This is a genomic window from Bacillus sp. FJAT-47783, assembly GCF_022808615.1.
In the GTDB taxonomy this organism is placed as follows: Bacteria; Bacillota; Bacilli; order Bacillales; family Aeribacillaceae; genus Bacillus_BZ.
Genome location: NZ_JAKZKS010000001.1, coordinates 369,556 through 387,497, shown reverse-complemented (window position 1 = coordinate 387,497; position 17,942 = coordinate 369,556). Strand labels below are relative to the sequence as shown.

The following is a 17,942-nucleotide window of genomic DNA, read 5'->3' as shown; positions in this document are numbered from 1 at the left end:
ACAACGGATAAAAGGAATGGGGGAGAGGATATATGAAATACAACGGACTACCTGAAGCACAAGGTCTCTACCGTCCTGAATTTGAGCACGATGCTTGTGGAATCGGTTTATATGCGCATTTAAAAGGAAAACCTACACACGATATCGTGAAAAAAGGACTTCATATGTTATGTCAATTAGAGCATCGCGGCGGACAAGGAAGTGATCCAGAAACAGGTGATGGCGCGGGTATTATGGTACAAATTCCGCACGAATATTTTCAGTATACATGTACCGAATTTCAAGTTCCAGATAAAGGTCGATACGGTGTTGGAATGATATTTCTTCCACAAGAAAAAGAGGAACGTTTAAAGCTTGAACAAATGATTGAGGAAATCGTTCATCAAGAAGGGCAAATGGTACTAGGGTGGCGTACTGTACCGGTAAATGTCAGAAAACTCGGAAAACTTTCGAGCGAAAGTCAACCGTTTATTCGCCAAATTTTTGTTGCGGCAAATGATGACGTAACAGAAGAATTACAATTTGAGCGAAAGCTATATATCATTCGTAAACAAGTGGAGAATAAAGTTGGCGAGAACAGCTATTTATATTTCGCAAGCTTCTCAAGTCGGACGATTGTTTATAAAGGGTTACTTACACCAGAGCAACTTGATCAATATTATGTAGATTTACAAGATGAAAAATTTACATCTGCTTTTGCACTTGTTCATTCACGTTTTAGTACAAATACGTTCCCGAGCTGGGAGCGTGCTCATCCGAACCGTTACATCATTCACAATGGTGAAATTAACACATTAAAAGGGAATGTCAACTGGATGAGGGCGCGAGAACAGCAATTTACATCCGAAATTTTTGGCGAAGATTTGGCGAAAGTGACGCCAATTTTAGATATGAATGGTAGTGACTCATCGATTTTAGACAATGCGTTTGAATTTTTTGTATTGGCAGGTAGAAAGCCTGCACATGCGGCGATGATGCTAATTCCTGAACCTTGGTCAGAAGTGGAGATGGATGACGAGAAAAAAGCCTTTTACCAATATCATAGTGCGTTAATGGAGCCTTGGGATGGACCAACGGCGATTTCATTTACAGATGGAAAGCAAATTGGCGCGATTTTAGACCGAAATGGACTTCGTCCGGCACGATACTATGTCACAAAAGATGATTACATTATTTTTTCATCAGAAGTTGGTGTCGTTGACGTTGATCCACAAGATGTCCTTTATAAAGATCGTCTAAGCCCTGGGAAAATGTTGCTGATCGATTTGGAAGAGGGACGCATTATTTCGGATCAAGAAATGAAGGAAAGTATGGCAAAGGAAAAGCCATATCAAAAATGGGTTTCCGAAGAGATGATCTCATTAGACGAACTTCCTTTGCAAAATGAAAATGAGAAAGTCGACGATCTTTTAACGATTCAAAAGGCGTTTGGTTATACGTATGAAGATGTTTCGAAGACCATTATTGCAATGGTGGAAGAAGGGAAAGATCCGATCGGTTCGATGGGCAAGGATACACCGTTAGCTGTTTTATCCGACCGTCCGCAAAGCTTGTTCAACTACTTTAAACAAGTGTTTGCTCAAGTAACGAACCCTCCAATCGATGCCATTCGTGAAAAACTTGTAACATCTACGACCACGCTTCTTGGAAAAGAAGGAAACATTCTTCATCCGACTGCTCAAGCATGTCGCCGGATTCAGCTAGTGTCACCGTTTCTTTCAAATGGAGAGCTAGCAAAAATTAAGCATAATCCATATCCGGAGTTTCGTACAGTTACGATTCCGATTTTATTTCAAGACAATCTTGAAGAAGCACTAAACCAATTATTCATTGATGCAGATCAAGCGATTGAAAATGGTGCTGTCATTCTTATTTTATCCGATCGCGGTGTCGATCAACATCATGTGGCGATCCCATCTTTATTAGCGGGAAGTGCTCTTCATCAATATTTAGTTCGTCAAGGTACGAGAACGAAGGTTAGCATCATTGTTGAGTCCGGAGAAGTTCGCGAAGTTCACCATTTTGCATCATTAATTGGGTTTGGTGTCGATGCGGTAAACCCTTATTTAACAATTGAAACAATCCAACATGTCGTTGATTCTCAAGCTTTAAATATTTCATCTGCTGATGCCGTGAATAAATATTTAAAAGCTGCAACTGATGGGGTTGTGAAAGTAATGTCTAAAATGGGGATATCAACGATTCAAAGCTATCGCGGTGCACAAATTTTTGAAGCGATTGGTATTGGAGAAGAAGTCATTGAGAAGTATTTCACGGGGACTCCATCACAACTTAGTGGAATTTCGTTAAATGTCATTGCAAAAGAAGCAATACTTCGTCATCAAGCAGCATTCCGACAAAATGGAGAACATCCATCGTTAGATACAGGAAGTGAACTTCAATGGCGAAAAAATGGTGAGCACCATGCGTTTAATCCGAAAACGATTCATACCCTTCAATGGGCATGTCGGAAAAATGACTACAACTTATTTAAAACTTTCTCAAAATTAGCAAATGAAGAACGAATGACATTTTTGCGAAATTTATTTGACTTCAAATCGGATTTAAAGCCTGTTCCGATTGAGGAAGTTGAGTCGGTTGAATCCATTGTGAAACGATTTAAAACAGGTGCGATGTCCTTTGGTGCTTTAAGTCAAGAGGCTCATGAAGCATTGGCTATTGCGATGAACCGACTTGGGGCGAAAAGCAACAGCGGGGAAGGTGGCGAAGATCCAGATCGCTACACACCAGATGAAAATGGAGATTTTCGAAGAAGTGCCATTAAACAAATTGCATCAGGAAGGTTCGGTGTTACAAGCCATTATTTAGTGAATGCGGATGAATTACAAATTAAAATGGCTCAAGGTGCCAAGCCAGGAGAAGGTGGTCAACTACCTGGTAAAAAAGTGTATCCGTGGGTAGCGAAGGTTCGTGGATCTACACCGGGCGTAGGGCTTATTTCCCCACCTCCTCATCACGATATTTACTCGATAGAAGACTTAGCTCAATTAATTCACGATTTAAAAAATGCAAACCGTAATGCCCGCATTAGTGTAAAGCTCGTCTCCAAATCCGGCGTAGGAACGATTGCAGCTGGTGTTGCAAAAGGGTGTGCGGATGTCATTGTCGTTAGCGGATTTGATGGAGGAACAGGTGCTTCTCCGAAAACGAGTATTAAACATGCAGGTTTACCTTGGGAGCTCGGGTTAGCAGAAACACATCAAACGTTAATGCTAAATGGTTTGCGTAACCGTGTCGTATTAGAAACAGATGGCAAGCTCATGACAGGGCTTGATGTCGTAAAAGCTGCGTTGTTAGGGGCAGAAGAATTCGGTTTTGCAACAGCACCTCTCGTCGTTTTAGGTTGTATTATGATGCGCGCTTGTCATCTTGATACGTGTCCGGTTGGCGTTGCGACACAAAATCCAGAACTTCGCAAAAAGTTTATGGGTGACCCAGAGCATGTTGTTAACTTCATGCTGTTTATCGCACAAGAAGTACGTGAAATCATGGCGCAATTAGGATTTAAAACGATTGAAGAAATGGTCGGCCGTACGGATGTGTTACAAGTTAGTGAACGAGCAACAAATCACTGGAAAGCAAAGCATTTAGATTTGTCACGTTTACTTCATCAAGTCGAAGGACCACGCACGTTCCAAACGGCTCAAGATCATAAAATCAACCAATCATTTGATGTGAAAAAAATTCTCCCGGTTATTCAACCGGCGTTACATCACAAACGACAAGTGGAAGAATCGTTTACGATTACGAATATTCATCGTGTCGTAGGAACCATTGCTGGGAGTGAAGTAACGAAGAGATATGGTGAAGAAGGGCTAGAAGAGGATACGATTAAGCTTCATTTTAATGGATCTGCAGGACAAAGCTTCGGGGCATTTGTACCGAGAGGAATGACGTTAAATTTAATTGGAGATGCAAATGACTATGTTGGTAAAGGGCTGTCAGGCGGGAAAATTATCGTGAAAAATCCGAAAGAAGTTTCATTCACATCTGGGGAAAATGTCATCATTGGAAACGTTGCTTTTTACGGAGCAACAGCTGGAGAAGCGTATATTCAAGGTCGTGCGGGAGAAAGATTTTGTGTGCGTAACAGCGGCGTAAAAGCCGTTGTCGAAGGAGTCGGAGATCACGGTTTAGAATATATGACAGGTGGTCGCGTAGCAATCCTTGGACCTGTCGGGAAAAATTTTGCAGCAGGTATGTCTGGTGGAGTTGCCTACGTATTTACAGACGATGAGGAACAATTCAAGCAATCATGTAACAAGGAAATGGTTCAGTTTGAACAGCTCATCGACCTAGATGAACAACAAGAAGTAAAAACGATGATTCAAAAACATTATCAATATACACATAGCCCAAAGGCCGCTAACATATTAGCAAATTGGGATCAATTTATTCAAAAATTTATTAAGGTCATTCCGAGTGATTATAAGGAAATGCTTACAGCTATTGAACAACATAAGCAATTAGGCTTATCAAATGAAGAAGCAGCTTTAGCAGCGTTTGAGTCAAGTGCGAAAAAGGTCAAACGAAAAATAGTAAATGACCAATTAGAAGTAGTAGCAAAATAAGGAGGGAGAGAAGATGGGAAAAGTTACAGGCTTTATGGAATACGGACGTGAAGAAGAGAAGAAACAAAATCCACTTTCCCGACTTGATAATTGGAAAGAATATAGTCAACGTTTTTCCAACGAAACATTACAAAAGCAAGGAGCCCGCTGTATGGATTGCGGGACTCCGTTTTGCCACATGGGAATGGAATTGAATGGACTCACTTCTGGATGTCCAATTCATAATTTGATTCCAGAATGGAATGACCTTGTTTATAAAGGGCAATGGAAAGAAGCGTTAGATCGTCTACTAATGACAAATAACTTTCCGGAGTTTACTGGTCGTGTTTGCCCAGCACCATGTGAGGGGTCATGTACAGTCGCGATTTCAGATTCATCTGTCGCAATAAAAGGAATTGAGCGCGCCATTATTGACAAAGGGTTTGAAGAAGGGTGGATAAAGCCACGTATTCCAAACTATCGGACGGGTAAAAAAATTGCCATTGTAGGAAGTGGTCCAGCGGGTTTAGCAAGTGCGGATCAATTAAACCAGGCTGGCCATTCTGTGACGGTTTTTGAACGAGCTGATCGAATCGGCGGATTATTAATGTATGGAATTCCGGGTATGAAGTTAGATAAGGAAATTGTCGAGCGTCGTGTGAAAATGTTAGAAGAGGAAGGGATTCGGTTTGTTGTTAATACAGAAGTCGGTAAAGATATAACAGCGTCTGAATTACGCGAGCAATATGATGCGGTTATATTATGTACGGGTGCTCAAAAACAACGCGATTTAATCATGGAAGGTCGTGAGCTTGAAGGTGTTCACTTTGCAATGGATTATTTAACTAGTACAACAAAAAGCTTACTAGATTCTAATTTTGAAGATGGTCAATGCTTAAATGTGGAAGGAAAGCATGTCATCGTCATCGGTGGTGGGGATACAGGTGCTGACTGTGTTGCAACAGCACTCAGACAAAAATGTAAAAGTGTTGTTCAATTCGGGAAACATCCACAATTACCGACAAAGCGTAAAGTAGAAAACCCATGGCCGGAATTCCCACTTGTCTTTACATTGGATTACGCGTATGAGGAAGCGAAGGCAAAATTCGGAAAAGACCCGCGTGAGTATTGTATCCAAACGAAGAAAATCGTCGGCGACAATCAGGGGTGTGTAAAGGAATTACACACGATTCAAATGGAAAAAGTAGTTGATGAAAACGGCAACGTTGTATTCCGTGAAATACCTGGTACTGAAAAAGTGTGGCCGTGTGATCATGTCTTTATTGCGATTGGCTTTGAAGGTCCAGAGCAGCCAGTGTTAAAGCATTTTGGCGTTGAAACGGTAAAGCGTAAAATAAACGCACGATACGGTCAGTTTACGACAAATATAGAAGGGGTTTTTGCCGCAGGAGATGCCCGTAGAGGTCAAAGTTTAATCGTTTGGGCGATTCATGAAGGGCGTGAAGTAGCAAAAGAAGTGAATCGTTACGTGATGGAATTAGATAAAGCGGTTCATGCATAAAAAAGGTGAGAAAGCTGCCTGACTGAAAGGTAGCTTTTTCTTATTTGTTCCAATCTATAAAAAATGATTCCAGTCATATTTGTGGTAATAACGAAGAAAACTTGGTGTAATGATTCCCGCTACATGAAGTTTCACTTTATTCTCGGTATAATGGGAATAGGTGATAGGAATGAGCAAACCGAATAAAGGGAGAGTTATATTTCATGTTGATATGAATAGTTTTTATGCTTCTGTTGAAACGGCGTTTGATCCTGCCTTAAAAGGTAAACCCGTTGCAATTGCGGGGGACCCAGAACAGCGCCGTGGTATCATTGTTACGTGTAGCTATGAAGCCCGTGCTCGAGGTGTAAAAACTACTATGCCGTTATGGCAAGCGAAAAAACTTTGTCCAGAGTTAATTGTGAGACGACCTAATTTCAAGCGGTATCGGAAAGCTTCAAAAGCGATGTTTCAACTTTTAAAGTCATATACAGAGCTTGTAGAGCCTGTTTCCATTGATGAAGGGTATATGGACGTTACAGATGTGCAGTTGCACCCAGTCACTTTAGCAAAAGAAATTCAGCAGCGTTTAGTAGATGAGCTTTTATTACCTTGCAGCATTGGGATAGCCCCAAATAAGTTTTTAGCGAAAATGGCTTCTGATATGAAGAAGCCACTCGGCATCACCATTCTACGTAAGCGTGATTTAAAGAATGTTTTATGGCCTCTTCCTGTAGAAGAAATGCACGGAGTCGGTAAAAAATCAACAGAAAAGCTTAAAAGAATTGGTATACAAACGATTGGTGATTTAGCAAGTGGTCAACATGTCCAGCTAGAAAAAGTGCTAGGTGTGAATGGGAGGCGGTTAAAAGATCGAGCGAATGGCTTTGATGATCGAGCGGTCGACCCTCATTCCATTTTTGATTTTAAAAGTGTTGGAAATTCAACAACACTTCCGAATGATTCAGAAGATGAAGAGGAGATTTACCGCATAATAGCAAAGCTTTCTCAATCGGTTAGTTCTCGATTAAAACGAAAAGGAGTTATGGCGGGGAAAGTCTCCATCATGATCCGCTTTCATGACCGAAAAACGATTACGAGAAGTGTGAAGGTAGAAAATCCAACCGATTTAAAAGAAGAGATTGAGAAAAAAGCGGTTCATCTTTTTCAACGTCATTGGAATGGTGTCCCAATTCGGTTAGTAGGTGTATCTGCTGTTGATTTAGTGGAAAAGGAAGCGGCGTTCAAACAATTGGATCTATTTTCCTTTGAACAAGATGCAATGAAGGAACCGTTGCAGAAAACGGTTTTACAAATTCAAGAAAAGTATGGTGAACATATTCTTCGAAAAGGGGCAAAGCTTGATGATGGGAAGCAAATGGAGGGAACGAGTTTTACAAAAGATTTTTTGCAAGATGAATAACTGATTGTTTCAAACTTGAAATATTGACGAGAGTTTGGTATTTTCTAATGTGTACAAAAGTATCTTTTTAAAAGAAAGGGACGTTCACAAGATGTCAAAACAACAAATTGGTGTTATCGGACTTGCGGTAATGGGAAAAAATCTTGCCCTAAATATCGAAAGTAGAGGGTATACTGTTTCTGTTTACAATCGTTCTTCTGAAAAGACAGAAGAAATGTTAAAAGAAGCAAAAGGTAAAAATGTTATTGGTACGTATAGTATAGAAGAATTTGTTCAATCACTTGAAACACCTCGCAAAATTTTATTAATGGTCAAAGCAGGTGCTCCGACTGATGCAACGATTGAGCAGCTCCTTCCGCATTTAGAGGAAGGCGATATATTAATTGATGGCGGAAATACATATTTTAAAGATACACAGCGTCGAAATCAACTATTAGCAGAACGTGGAATCCATTTCATAGGAACGGGTGTTTCCGGAGGCGAAGAAGGAGCGTTAAAAGGGCCTTCCATTATGCCTGGCGGTCAAAAGGAAGCACACGAGCTTGTGCGCCCCATTTTTGAAGCCATCTCAGCAAAAGTCAATGATGAGCCTTGCACAACGTACATTGGCCCAGACGGTGCTGGCCACTATGTAAAAATGGTCCATAACGGAATCGAGTATGGAGATATGCAATTAATCTCTGAGGCATACTTTATTTTAAAGCATGTGCTCGGATTAAGTGCAAAAGAACTTCACAAAGTATTTGCAGAATGGAACAAAGGTGAACTAGATAGCTATTTAATTGAAATTACAGCAGATATTTTTACAAAAGTGGATGAAGAGACAGGTAAGCCATTAGTTGACGTCATTTTAGATACAGCAGGTCAAAAAGGTACGGGTAAGTGGACAAGCCAAAGTGCCCTTGATTTAGGTGTGCCGCTTCCAATCATTACGGAATCTGTTTTCGCACGCTTCATTTCTGCTATGAAAGAAGAACGTGTAAAAGCGAGCAAAGTTCTTTCCGGACCTGAAGTTAAACCTTTTAAAGGTGATAAAGAGGCGGTAATTGAAGCAGTTCGCAAAGCGCTTTATATGAGTAAAATTTGCTCTTATGCTCAAGGGTTTGCACAAATGAAAGCTGCTTCTGATGAATATGATTGGAACTTAAATTACGGTGAAATCGCCATGATTTTCCGTGGTGGTTGTATCATTCGTGCGGCGTTCTTACAAAAAATTAAAGAAGCGTATGATCGTGATCCAAACTTACCAAATTTACTTTTAGACCCGTATTTCAAAGAAATTGTTGAAAGCTATCAAGGAGCATTACGTCAAGTGATGACGATTGCGATTGAACGTGGAATCCCAGTACCTTCATTCTCTGGAGCGTTAGCCTACTACGATAGCTATCGTACAGAAACATTACCTGCCAACTTAATTCAAGCGCAACGTGATTACTTCGGTGCTCACACATACAAGCGTGTTGATAAAGAAGGCATTTTCCATACGGACTGGATGAATAAATAATAAGGCAAAAAAAGCATCGGTACGATTCCGATGCTTTTTCGTATTACAACAAAAATGGGGATTACTTCTCATTCTGTCAGAACATTACTATTGTAGTCCACCTGAATATTTTTCATACTCTACTTCTTTAGGTGCAACATTTGCACGTTCTAGTGCAGGGGTGTCAGGTCTTGCAATTTGATAAACGGACGCTCCGACTATTTCTGCTGTTTCTTGCAATTTTTCTTTACTGATTTTATCTAAAGTATCTTCTGGAGAATGATACCATGGCTCTACCGGTGAATGGATGAAAAGTGCTGCCGGAATGCCAGCGTAATAGAATGGAACATGGTCGCTTCGACCTTCCTGACCATATGTTAATGGTGTTCCTGTTCGGACCCCTGCGGAAGCTGCTAAATCTGTCACGATATTTTTCTCACCATCTACAGTAAACATCACTAAATCTCCAGCATCACGACTTCCAACCATATCCATTTGGAACATGCCAACCGTTCTATTTATTTCGTCTTCTGTTAACGAATCGACATATTCATATGACCCGATTAAGCCGAGCTCTTCTGCACCGAATGTTACAAAACGAAGCTCTGTATCTGTCGGCATATTGGCCATTACCCTTGCTAATTCAAGTGTAGCAGCTGTTCCTGAAGCATCATCATTAGCTCCTGGAGCACCGTCAACAGAATCGTGATGAGCCCCTACAATCACCATTTGGTTTGTATCCTTTTTCTTATGTGTTGCTTTCTTTGTAGCGATAACATTATGAGAAGTTTTCGCGGAAACATTCGCACCTTCAACAGTGACGGAAGCGGTGAAAGCTTGTCCGGAGCTTAACTGTGATACAAGTGCTTCACCTTCTTGTTTTGTAATTGAAACAACTGGCACAAAATCATCATTAGCTCCACCTAGTGTACCATGAAGCTCACCGTCGATATGGTTAAAAATAATAACCGCTTCTGCACCGGCATTTGCCGCATTCAACACTTTTTCTGCAAATGAAAAGCTACCACGCTTAATCAAGGCGATTTTACCTGATAAGTCTTTCCCTTGAACATCCTCAACACTTCCTAATCCTACAAAAACAAGCTCTCCAGTCACATTGCCATTCGGTGTATATGTAAAAGGATCTGTTTCAATACGATTTCCATTCACCGTTAATGACACGTTTGTTGGCTCTTCATAACTCATAAAGGTGAATGGCTGAAGTTCAGTATGATAGCCATACGATTCAAATTCGTTTTTAATATATTGAACCGCTTTCCATTCTGATTCTGTTCCTGCGACTCGTGGTTGTTCACTTAAAGTAGCAATATGATGATAAATTTTGTCCGCGCTTATCCGTTTAATGATTTTGTTGTCAAACGCATGATTTGAATGAACATTTTGCGCTTGAAGCGGCTCTGCAGATACGGCGGAAACCCCTAACGATATACTTGCGGCAACTAATAATGATGCAAATGCTTTTCTTCTCATAATCTACCTCCCAAATTTCTATTATTCTTTCATTCATATAAATAATAGAATTAAGAGAATATTCTGTAAAGGTAATAAATACCTATTATTTTTACTGATACAAATGAAGGATATTAGGTATAGAATGAAATCTTCTTTCTGTATTGACTTATATGGATTTTTTACGGAAATATAGTATTTTAAGAGTATGCAATCGAATAAAAAAGGAGTATTTTAATCCAATGGATATATAATCGAATAGAGGGAATTTGCATGAAAAAACCTTCCTAACGGTTGTTTTTGTCGGGTTATCCTTACTGAATGAAGTTTCACTTAATCCTTTATAAAAAGTACTTAAAAAAACATCCTAGCTGAGCTAGGATGTTCGTCTCTTTCATGCTTGTATCCCGTCAAATAATAATACACGCGCTGGGGCAGCATCTGTACCTTGAATTTTTAGCGGTGCTGCGACCATGAAATATTCTCCTTCCGGAACTTCTTTCAGTCGTAAGCCTTCCATAATAATGACTTGATGGCTAAATAATGTGCGGTGTGTTGGGTGACCTGGTTGGCTTCGTTCAATGCCAAGCCCATCGATGCCGATTCCTTTTACCCCAACTTCAGCTAAGTATGTTGCTGCATCTTCTGCAACGAATATAAACTCGAAGTTAAACTCTTCATCAAATGAGTTTGTTGTCTTAAAAAGGATGAAGTCACCTTTCTTGATGTTTAAGCTTTCAATGTCTTTTTTCGTAATGCGATCTTTAACAGTAGTCAAGTCAAACAGTTTTACTTGACCAACTAAATCTTCAATTGAAATAGTCTCCATCGTGTCACCGTCGTTAATCATATGAAGCGGTGAATCGACGTGTGTTCCTGTATGTAAATCCATATCGATGCGCGATTCGGTTACGTGCGCATTTGTAACAGTTTGGATTTTCGGTTGTTTTTCTGGTTTGTTTTTGTAAACGGGCATCCCTTCAAAAATGGGAGCTGTTACATCATATAGTTTCATTTTTCGACACTCCTTCTTTTTCTTCATTTAAATGGGCCACCAGTGGAAGCCGTCTTTTGATAGTAATTCGTCTGCTGCTTTTGGTCCCATCGTTCCCGATACATAATTAGGGAAATCAGCTGTTTCTTTTGCCCATGCTTTTGAAATCGTATCGACATAACTCCATGAAAAAGCGACTTCATCCCAATGTGTGAAGTTTGTAGCATCTCCAAGCATGCAGTCATGTAATAATTTTTCATACGCTTCCGGTGTGTTCATTCCATCGATACCGTTATTATTGTAAGAAAGTTTAATCGGAGTGGAAATCGAACCAGCACTTCCTTTTTTCGCATTTAAGTGAAGGGTAATCCCCTCTTCCGGTTGAATGTGAATAACGAGTAAATTCGGATGGTTTACGTCTAAATTCTTAAAGTAAAGATTCATCGGAATGTCTTTAAATTCAACGACAATCTTTGTTGACTTTTCCGGCATTCGTTTTCCTGTACGAATGTAGAATGGAACACCTGCCCAACGATAGTTATCAATCATAATTTTACCTGCTACAAAGGTTTCTGTATTCGAATCTTTTCCGACTTCATCTCGGTATCCAGAAACTTCTTTCCCATTTACGGTTCCTTTTCCATATTGTCCACGAACGAAATAAGTGGAAACTTCCTCTTCAGATATCGGTCTTAGGGCGCGAAGTACTTTAATTTTCTCTGAACGAATTTCTTCCGTTGTTAGTTTAATTGGCGGCTCCATCGCAAGTAAGGCAACCATTTGCAGCATATGGTTTTGTACCATGTCGCGAAGAGCGCCAGACTTGTCGTAATAGCTTGCGCGTTCTTCAACACCGAGTGCCTCGCTTGAGGTGATTTGGATATTTGAAATAAATCGATTATTCCATAAATGAGCAAATATGGCATTGGCGAAACGAATGACTTCAATGTTTTGAACCATCTCTTTCCCTAAATAGTGATCGATACGGTAAATTTGCTCTTCACTAAATGCTGCACGGATTTCTTCGTTAAGCTTTTGGGCAGAAGGTAAGTCATGACCAAATGGTTTTTCAATGACTAAGCGTGTCCAACCTGCAGTATCTTTTAATCCGAAATTCTTTAAATTATTTGCAATCGTACCGAAAAATTCAGGTGCCATCGCTAAATAAAAGATTCGGTTTCCTTTTGTATTGTATTGACCGTCCAAGTCATTTAATAAGCTTCGTAAATCATGATAGGACGAAGGGGTTGTCACATCAAACGGATGGTAGTAAAAATGTGATGTAAAGTCGTCAAGATCTTCTTGACATGGGACAGCCGTTTGCACGGATTTGCAAACATTTTCACGAAATACATCGTTTGTCCATGGGCGGCGAGCAACCCCGACAACAGCAAAATCTTGATCAATTTCTCCGTTCTGATAAAGCTTATAAATAGAAGGGAACAGTTTGCGTTTCGCTAAGTCCCCAGTAGCTCCGAAGATGACAATTACGGCTTTAGGTTTATGTACTGTATTCACTATATGTACCTCGCTTTGTATAAACTTTCAATTTTTATTATTTCGGAATATGTTATTCAATATAAAAAACACTCATCTAAATTCTTAATTTTAAAGGGAAAGTGGTGATAAAGCAAATAATATAAAGGTCTGACAACTTAACACTACTTCAACAATCGATTGAACAAGATGAATTTTAAGAGAGTGATATGAAATAACATCACGATTATTCACAATTTTTCCATTGTCATGTATGCTAATGATAACCATTTTGATGGGTTGGAGGTAAGAACTTTGGATATTTATTTTTTAGGAACAGGTGCAGGTGTTCCTGCAAAAGAACGAAATGTTTCATCCGTTGCTCTTCAACTTTTAGAAGAACGAAAAGCTGTATGGTTATTTGATTGTGGAGAGGCAACACAACATCAAATTTTACATACGTCGATTAAACCGAGAAAAATTGAAAAAATTTTTATTACCCATTTACATGGAGACCACATCTTCGGACTACCCGGCTTACTCGGCAGTAGGTCGTTTCAAGGAGGGGAGACCCCGCTTACCGTTTACGGCCCACCTGGTATTAAAGAATATGTTGAAACATCCCTTCGCTTAAGCTGTACACGTGTAAAATACGAACTAATCTTTAAAGAAATCGAATCGGACGGGTTATTATTTGAAGATGAGACGTTTCAAGTTTTTGTCAGTAAGTTAGAACATGGGATTCCTTCTTATGGTTATCGCGTCGTTGAAAAAGACTTACCAGGAATGTTGCTTGTCGACCAATTAAAAAAGCTAAACATTCCACCAGGCCCTGTTTACAAACAATTAAAGGATGGGAAAACCGTAACGTTAGAAGATGGAAGAACGATACGAGGAAAAGAGTTTTTAGGACCTCCTAAAAAAGGACGTATCATAGCGGTTCTAGGCGATACAAGAGCGTGCCATGCTCGGTTTGAGTTAGCAAAAGATGCGGATGTTTTAATTCATGAAGCAACGTTTGCGAAGGATGAGGAGAAACTTGCATATGATTATTACCACTCGACAACCGAGCAAGCCGCTTATTTAGCGAAAGAGGCAGAAGTGAAGGTGTTGTTATTAACACATATTAGCTCCAGATATCAAGGAGAAGAATCAGAACGGCGATTACTAAGTGAAGCAAAAGAAATCTTTGAAAATACGTTTGTGGCTCGAGACTTCTTTCAAATGGAAGTGCAAAGGAGGGAAAGTGACATTTCATGATTTAACATAAAAAAGCCGGGGATTCCCCGGCTTTTTTATGTTAAAATATCCACCCGCGTTCATATTGAGTAGGAGCTGTGATTTCCGTTTTTAGTTCTTTTGCTGCTTCATACGGCCAATATGGGTTACGGAGTAGCTCACGGCCGATGAAAATTAAATCTGCTCGTTCATTCCGTAAAATTTCCTCTGCTTGCAGTCCGCTCGTAATCATCCCGACAGCACCTGTACATACACCAGATTCTTTTCGAATCGTTTCTGCATATTTCACTTGGTAGCCTGGATATACATTAATGGTTGCTGGGACAACGGCACCAGAGCTAACGTCGATTAAGTCAACTCCATCTTCTCTCATCCATTTAGCATATTGAACATAATCTTTTGCTGTTAACCCTTCTTGATTGTAATCATTTGCGGAAATTCTAACAAATAAAGGTCCATCCCATACTTGTTTTACAGCATGGATGATTTCTTTTAAAAAGCGGTAACGATTTTCCGGTGTCCCACCATATAAATCGTTTCGTTTATTCGTTAATGGCGATAAAAACTCATTGATTAAATAACCATGAGCACCGTGAAGTTCAATGATATCAAATCCAGCTGCCTTTGCACGTCTTGCTCCATTTTGAAAGGATTGTACTGTTTCGTTTATGTCTTCTTCTGTCATTTCTTTTGGTAGCCTAAATGGTTGATCAAACGGAATAGGGGACGGGGCGTAAATGTCCCCTTCAACCATTGCTTTTCGACCTGCATGGGCGAGTTGAATGGCGGTTTTTGCTCCATAGGCTTGAATCTCTTGTACAAGCTTTTGAAATGGCTGAACATGTTTATCATCCCAAATGCCTAAGTCTTGATCGGAAATTCTTCCTTGCTTCGTAACCGCAGTCGCTTCTATCATAATCAGTCCTACTTGTCCTACCGCTCGCGATATGTAGTGAGTATAGTGAAAATCTTCTAAAAATCCTTCTTTATTAACAGCCGAATACATACACATCGGGGACATGACAATACGATTTTTTACTTTAACATCTTTAATGGTAAATGGAGAAAATAAAGCTCTACTCAATTTTTTCGCCTCCCTAACTCATTTCTTCAAATTATAGCAACGTTTTACTGTGAGCGTCATATATTTTGTTTTTTAGTTGTGTTAAAATATTGAAATATTAAAAAATACGAGCGAGGGTGTGATAGTGTGAAGTGGCAAACGAGTGACCAGCTTAAAGACTTATTATGCACGTTAATTGAACATCCTTCCATAACCGGGACAAAAGAGGAAGTGACGTTTGCTGAACATTTATATTATTTGCTGAAAAGCTTTCCGTACTTTGAATCACATGCTGAGCATTTAAAGCTTCATTCATTGCGTGATGGGAGGCAATTTCTTTCGGCTCTTGTTAAACAAAAGGATACATCAAATACTGTCATTTTGTTGAGCCATTTTGACGTTGTCGATGTAAACGATTATGGCCATTTGGAGCATTTAGCATTTCGCCCAAGAGAACTGACAAGTGAACTGAAAGACTTAATCGACCGGATGCCAAAAGAAGCGGCAAAAGATGTAGCATCAGATGAATGGTTATTCGGTCGCGGATCCATGGATATGAAGGCAGGGCTAACGGTTCAGCTTTCGATGCTTGAACGAGCTATGAATGGAGAGTTTGATGGAAATGTGCTGCTCCTAACGGTTCCAGATGAGGAAGCGAATTCAGAAGGGATGCTGGCTGCTATCCCAGTTATACAAGATATGGCCGAACAGTTTTCGTTAACGTATAAAGCTTGTATTAATAGCGAACCGATGTTCGCTCAATACCCGAATGATAATCATCATTATATCTATACAGGCTCTATTGGAAAAATATTAGCCGGCTTTTTTTGCAAAGGAATTGAAACGCATGTAGGCGAACCTTTTTCTGGATTAAATGCCAATTTAATGGTGTCTGAGTTAAATCCGTTGTTAGAGTTAAATGAATCGTTTTGTGAAGTCGTTGAAGGAGAGGTAACTCCTCCACCGACGAATTTAATGCAAAAAGATTTGAAAGAAGAATATTCTGTTCAAATTCCTCATGAATCGGTGACCATGTTTAATCTTTTAATGATGAATCGCTCTTTCGATTCGTTGCATCAATTATTGTATGAAACAGCATGTAGAGCAGCAAAAAAGATTGAACAAACGTATAAGAAGCGAGAAGAGAAGTTTCGAAGCAAAGTTCCGTTTGAGTCTTGTGATCGAAAGGTGCGTGTATTTACGTATCAACAATTACTGCAAAAGGCGATTGAACGGTACGGAGAAGCAGAAGTAGGGCGCAGAATCGACTATTTACAGTCCAATCGCGGTGATGTAGGAGATCGCGATTTTTCAACAAAGCTCGTCTCTGACCTTGCTGCACTTTGCCAAGAGGAAGCACCGTTTATCGTCTTATTTTACAGCCCTCCTTTTTATCCAGCGGTATCTTCAAAAGGTGAAAAGCTGATTGAAAACACAGTGGAGAGTTTAGCGGACTACGCCAATAAAATGTACGGAGTGGAGTTAACGCGACTTCACTATTTTCCTGGACTGTCTGATTTAAGCTTTCTAAAATTAAATGAAGACCCGAAAACATTGCACATGTTAACGTCCAATATGCCGCTTTACGGAAAAGGGTATTACATGCCGATTCAAGAAATGATGAAACTGAATGTGCCTATTATCAATGTCGGCCCACGCGGAAAAGATGCACATAAGTGGACAGAACGGCTTCATCTTCCGTTTAGTTTTTCCATACTACCCGGTTTGTTAAGTTACACTATTCATACATTGTTAAAGGAGAGAGCTTAAACTCTTTCCTTTAACATGTTTTCAAAAAAGGCGTGTCGTAATTCTTTTGAACGAGCTTCAGCTTGTTTGACGCAATCGACAATCGCGTTTTGAAATCCGTTTGCTTCTAATATTTTTATTCCCGCTTCAGTCGTTCCTCCAGGACTTGTCACTTCTTTACGAAGGACAGCTGCCTCTTTATTCGTTTGTTTGAGCATTTCAGATGCACCGCACAATGTTTGAATAATGAAGGAACGTGCTGTTTCCTCATCAAACCCGACTTCCTTTGCAGCATGCTCCAATGCTTCAACTAAATAATAAATGTATGCAGGTCCGCTGCCAGCAAGGCCTGTAACGGCATCTAATTGCTCCTCTTTGACGATTTGTACCGTTCCGATGGCTTCAAATAATCCTTTAGCAAAAGCAAGTTGTTCTTCTGTTGTGTAATGTCCTTTTGTCATGCCAGTAGCTGATAGACGGATCGTTGCGGACGTGTTTGGCATTGCACGGATAACAGGCACTTTTTTTACTAATATTTCTTCAATCGCTGTCGTGGAAACACCTGCTAAGACAGAGATAATGAGATGATCTTCCGTTACAAATGGTTGAATGGCACGAATGACTGTTTCAGCACCTTTCGGCTTTATCGCTAAAATAATCACGTCCGCTTTTTGAATGATCTCTTCTTTGTTTTCGGCCATATGAATACGATATTTGGCATGTAATTGCTCGAGTCGTTCTTCATTCGTCTTATTTGACACATAAATATGTTCTGGTTTGTAAATACCACCGTTAATGAGCCCAGAAATGAATGCTTCTGCCATCGAACCAGCTCCGATAAACCCGATTGTTTTCATGTCATCATTCCTCCTTTGATTGAATGGAAATAAAAAAACCTGTTCGCCCTTGTCAAAAAAGGACGGACAGGTTTCCGCGGTACCACCTTACTTGCCGCATTTATGCAGCCAACTTT

The 17,942-nt window shown here is 40.0% G+C and carries 11 protein-coding genes and 1 other annotated feature (1 of these 12 running past the window's edge); of the genes, 6 read left to right on the top strand and 5 right to left on the bottom strand.

What is annotated here, in order from left to right; all coding sequences use genetic code 11:
• Positions 1-32 precede the first annotated feature (32 nt).
• From gltB to gndA, 4 genes are all read left to right on the top strand, one after another.
• Positions 33-4,592, top strand: coding sequence for a glutamate synthase large subunit (gene gltB, locus MLD65_RS01980; RefSeq protein WP_243290168.1), 4,560 nt, complete (start codon positions 33-35; stop codon positions 4,590-4,592).
• Positions 4,593-4,605: 13 nt separating this feature from the next.
• Positions 4,606-6,093 carry a glutamate synthase subunit beta gene (locus MLD65_RS01975; protein ID WP_243290167.1) on the top strand — a complete coding sequence of 496 codons (1,488 nt, stop codon included), beginning with the start codon at positions 4,606-4,608 and terminating at the stop codon, positions 6,091-6,093.
• Positions 6,094-6,262: 169 nt separating this feature from the next.
• On the top strand, positions 6,263-7,495 hold the full coding sequence (locus MLD65_RS01970) for a DNA polymerase IV (RefSeq protein ID WP_243290166.1): 1,233 nt from the start codon (positions 6,263-6,265) through the stop codon (positions 7,493-7,495).
• Positions 7,496-7,586: 91 nt separating this feature from the next.
• Positions 7,587-8,999: an NADP-dependent phosphogluconate dehydrogenase gene (gndA, locus tag MLD65_RS01965; RefSeq protein ID WP_243290165.1), complete on the top strand. Its 1,413-nt coding sequence runs from the start codon at positions 7,587-7,589 to the stop codon at positions 8,997-8,999.
• 87 nt (positions 9,000-9,086) lie between these two features.
• On the opposite strand, the gene MLD65_RS01960 is transcribed toward gndA, so the two are convergent.
• The 3 genes from MLD65_RS01960 to zwf all read right to left on the bottom strand — a co-directional run bounded on the left by MLD65_RS01960 (position 9,087) and on the right by zwf (position 12,960).
• Positions 9,087-10,469: a M28 family peptidase gene (locus MLD65_RS01960; protein ID WP_243290164.1), complete on the bottom strand. Its 1,383-nt coding sequence runs from the start codon at positions 10,467-10,469 to the stop codon at positions 9,087-9,089.
• A gap of 373 nt (positions 10,470-10,842) precedes the next feature.
• Complete coding sequence (locus MLD65_RS01955; RefSeq protein WP_243290163.1) at positions 10,843-11,463, bottom strand: cyclase family protein; 621 nt, start codon at positions 11,461-11,463, stop codon at positions 10,843-10,845.
• A 27-nt stretch (positions 11,464-11,490) separates the two neighbouring features.
• Positions 11,491-12,960 (bottom strand): glucose-6-phosphate dehydrogenase, encoded by a 1,470-nt coding sequence (zwf, locus tag MLD65_RS01950; RefSeq protein WP_243290162.1) that lies wholly within the window; start codon positions 12,958-12,960, stop codon positions 11,491-11,493.
• Positions 12,961-13,233: 273 nt separating this feature from the next.
• On the opposite strand from zwf, the gene rnz reads away from it, so the two are divergent.
• On the top strand, positions 13,234-14,178 hold the full coding sequence (rnz, locus tag MLD65_RS01945) for a ribonuclease Z (protein WP_243290161.1): 945 nt from the start codon (positions 13,234-13,236) through the stop codon (positions 14,176-14,178).
• A 40-nt stretch (positions 14,179-14,218) separates the two neighbouring features.
• Here rnz and namA read toward each other — a convergent pair whose 3' ends face one another.
• Positions 14,219-15,241 (bottom strand): NADPH dehydrogenase NamA, encoded by a 1,023-nt coding sequence (gene namA, locus MLD65_RS01940; RefSeq protein ID WP_243290160.1) that lies wholly within the window; start codon positions 15,239-15,241, stop codon positions 14,219-14,221.
• Positions 15,242-15,367: 126 nt separating this feature from the next.
• Between namA and MLD65_RS01935 the strand changes: the two genes are divergently transcribed.
• Positions 15,368-16,990, top strand: a complete 1,623-nt coding sequence (locus MLD65_RS01935; RefSeq protein WP_243290159.1) for a M20/M25/M40 family metallo-hydrolase — start codon at positions 15,368-15,370, stop codon at positions 16,988-16,990.
• Here MLD65_RS01935 and proC read toward each other — a convergent pair.
• A complete protein-coding gene (gene proC / locus MLD65_RS01930) occupies positions 16,987-17,826 on the bottom strand; it encodes a pyrroline-5-carboxylate reductase (RefSeq protein ID WP_243290158.1) in 840 nt (279 codons plus the stop codon). The two genes, MLD65_RS01935 and proC, sit on opposite strands and share 4 nt — an antisense overlap.
• Positions 17,827-17,881: 55 nt before the next feature.
• Positions 17,882-17,942 (bottom strand) — a binding site (T-box leader) (it continues 144 nt past the right edge of the window).

Bases quoted from the DNA above. Each gene is read 5' to 3' on its own strand.
- gltB (WP_243290168.1), top strand. From the start codon at position 33: ATGAAATACAACGGACTACCTGAAGCACAAGGTCTCTACCGTCCTGAA.
- MLD65_RS01975 (WP_243290167.1), top strand. From the start codon at position 4,606: ATGGGAAAAGTTACAGGCTTTATGGAATACGGACGTGAAGAAGAGAAG.
- MLD65_RS01970 (WP_243290166.1), top strand. From the start codon at position 6,263: ATGAGCAAACCGAATAAAGGGAGAGTTATATTTCATGTTGATATGAAT.
- gndA (WP_243290165.1), top strand. From the start codon at position 7,587: ATGTCAAAACAACAAATTGGTGTTATCGGACTTGCGGTAATGGGAAAA.
- MLD65_RS01960 (WP_243290164.1), bottom strand. From the start codon at position 10,469: ATGAGAAGAAAAGCATTTGCATCATTATTAGTTGCCGCAAGTATATCG.
- MLD65_RS01955 (WP_243290163.1), bottom strand. From the start codon at position 11,463: ATGAAACTATATGATGTAACAGCTCCCATTTTTGAAGGGATGCCCGTT.
- proC (WP_243290158.1), bottom strand. From the start codon at position 17,826: ATGAAAACAATCGGGTTTATCGGAGCTGGTTCGATGGCAGAAGCATTC.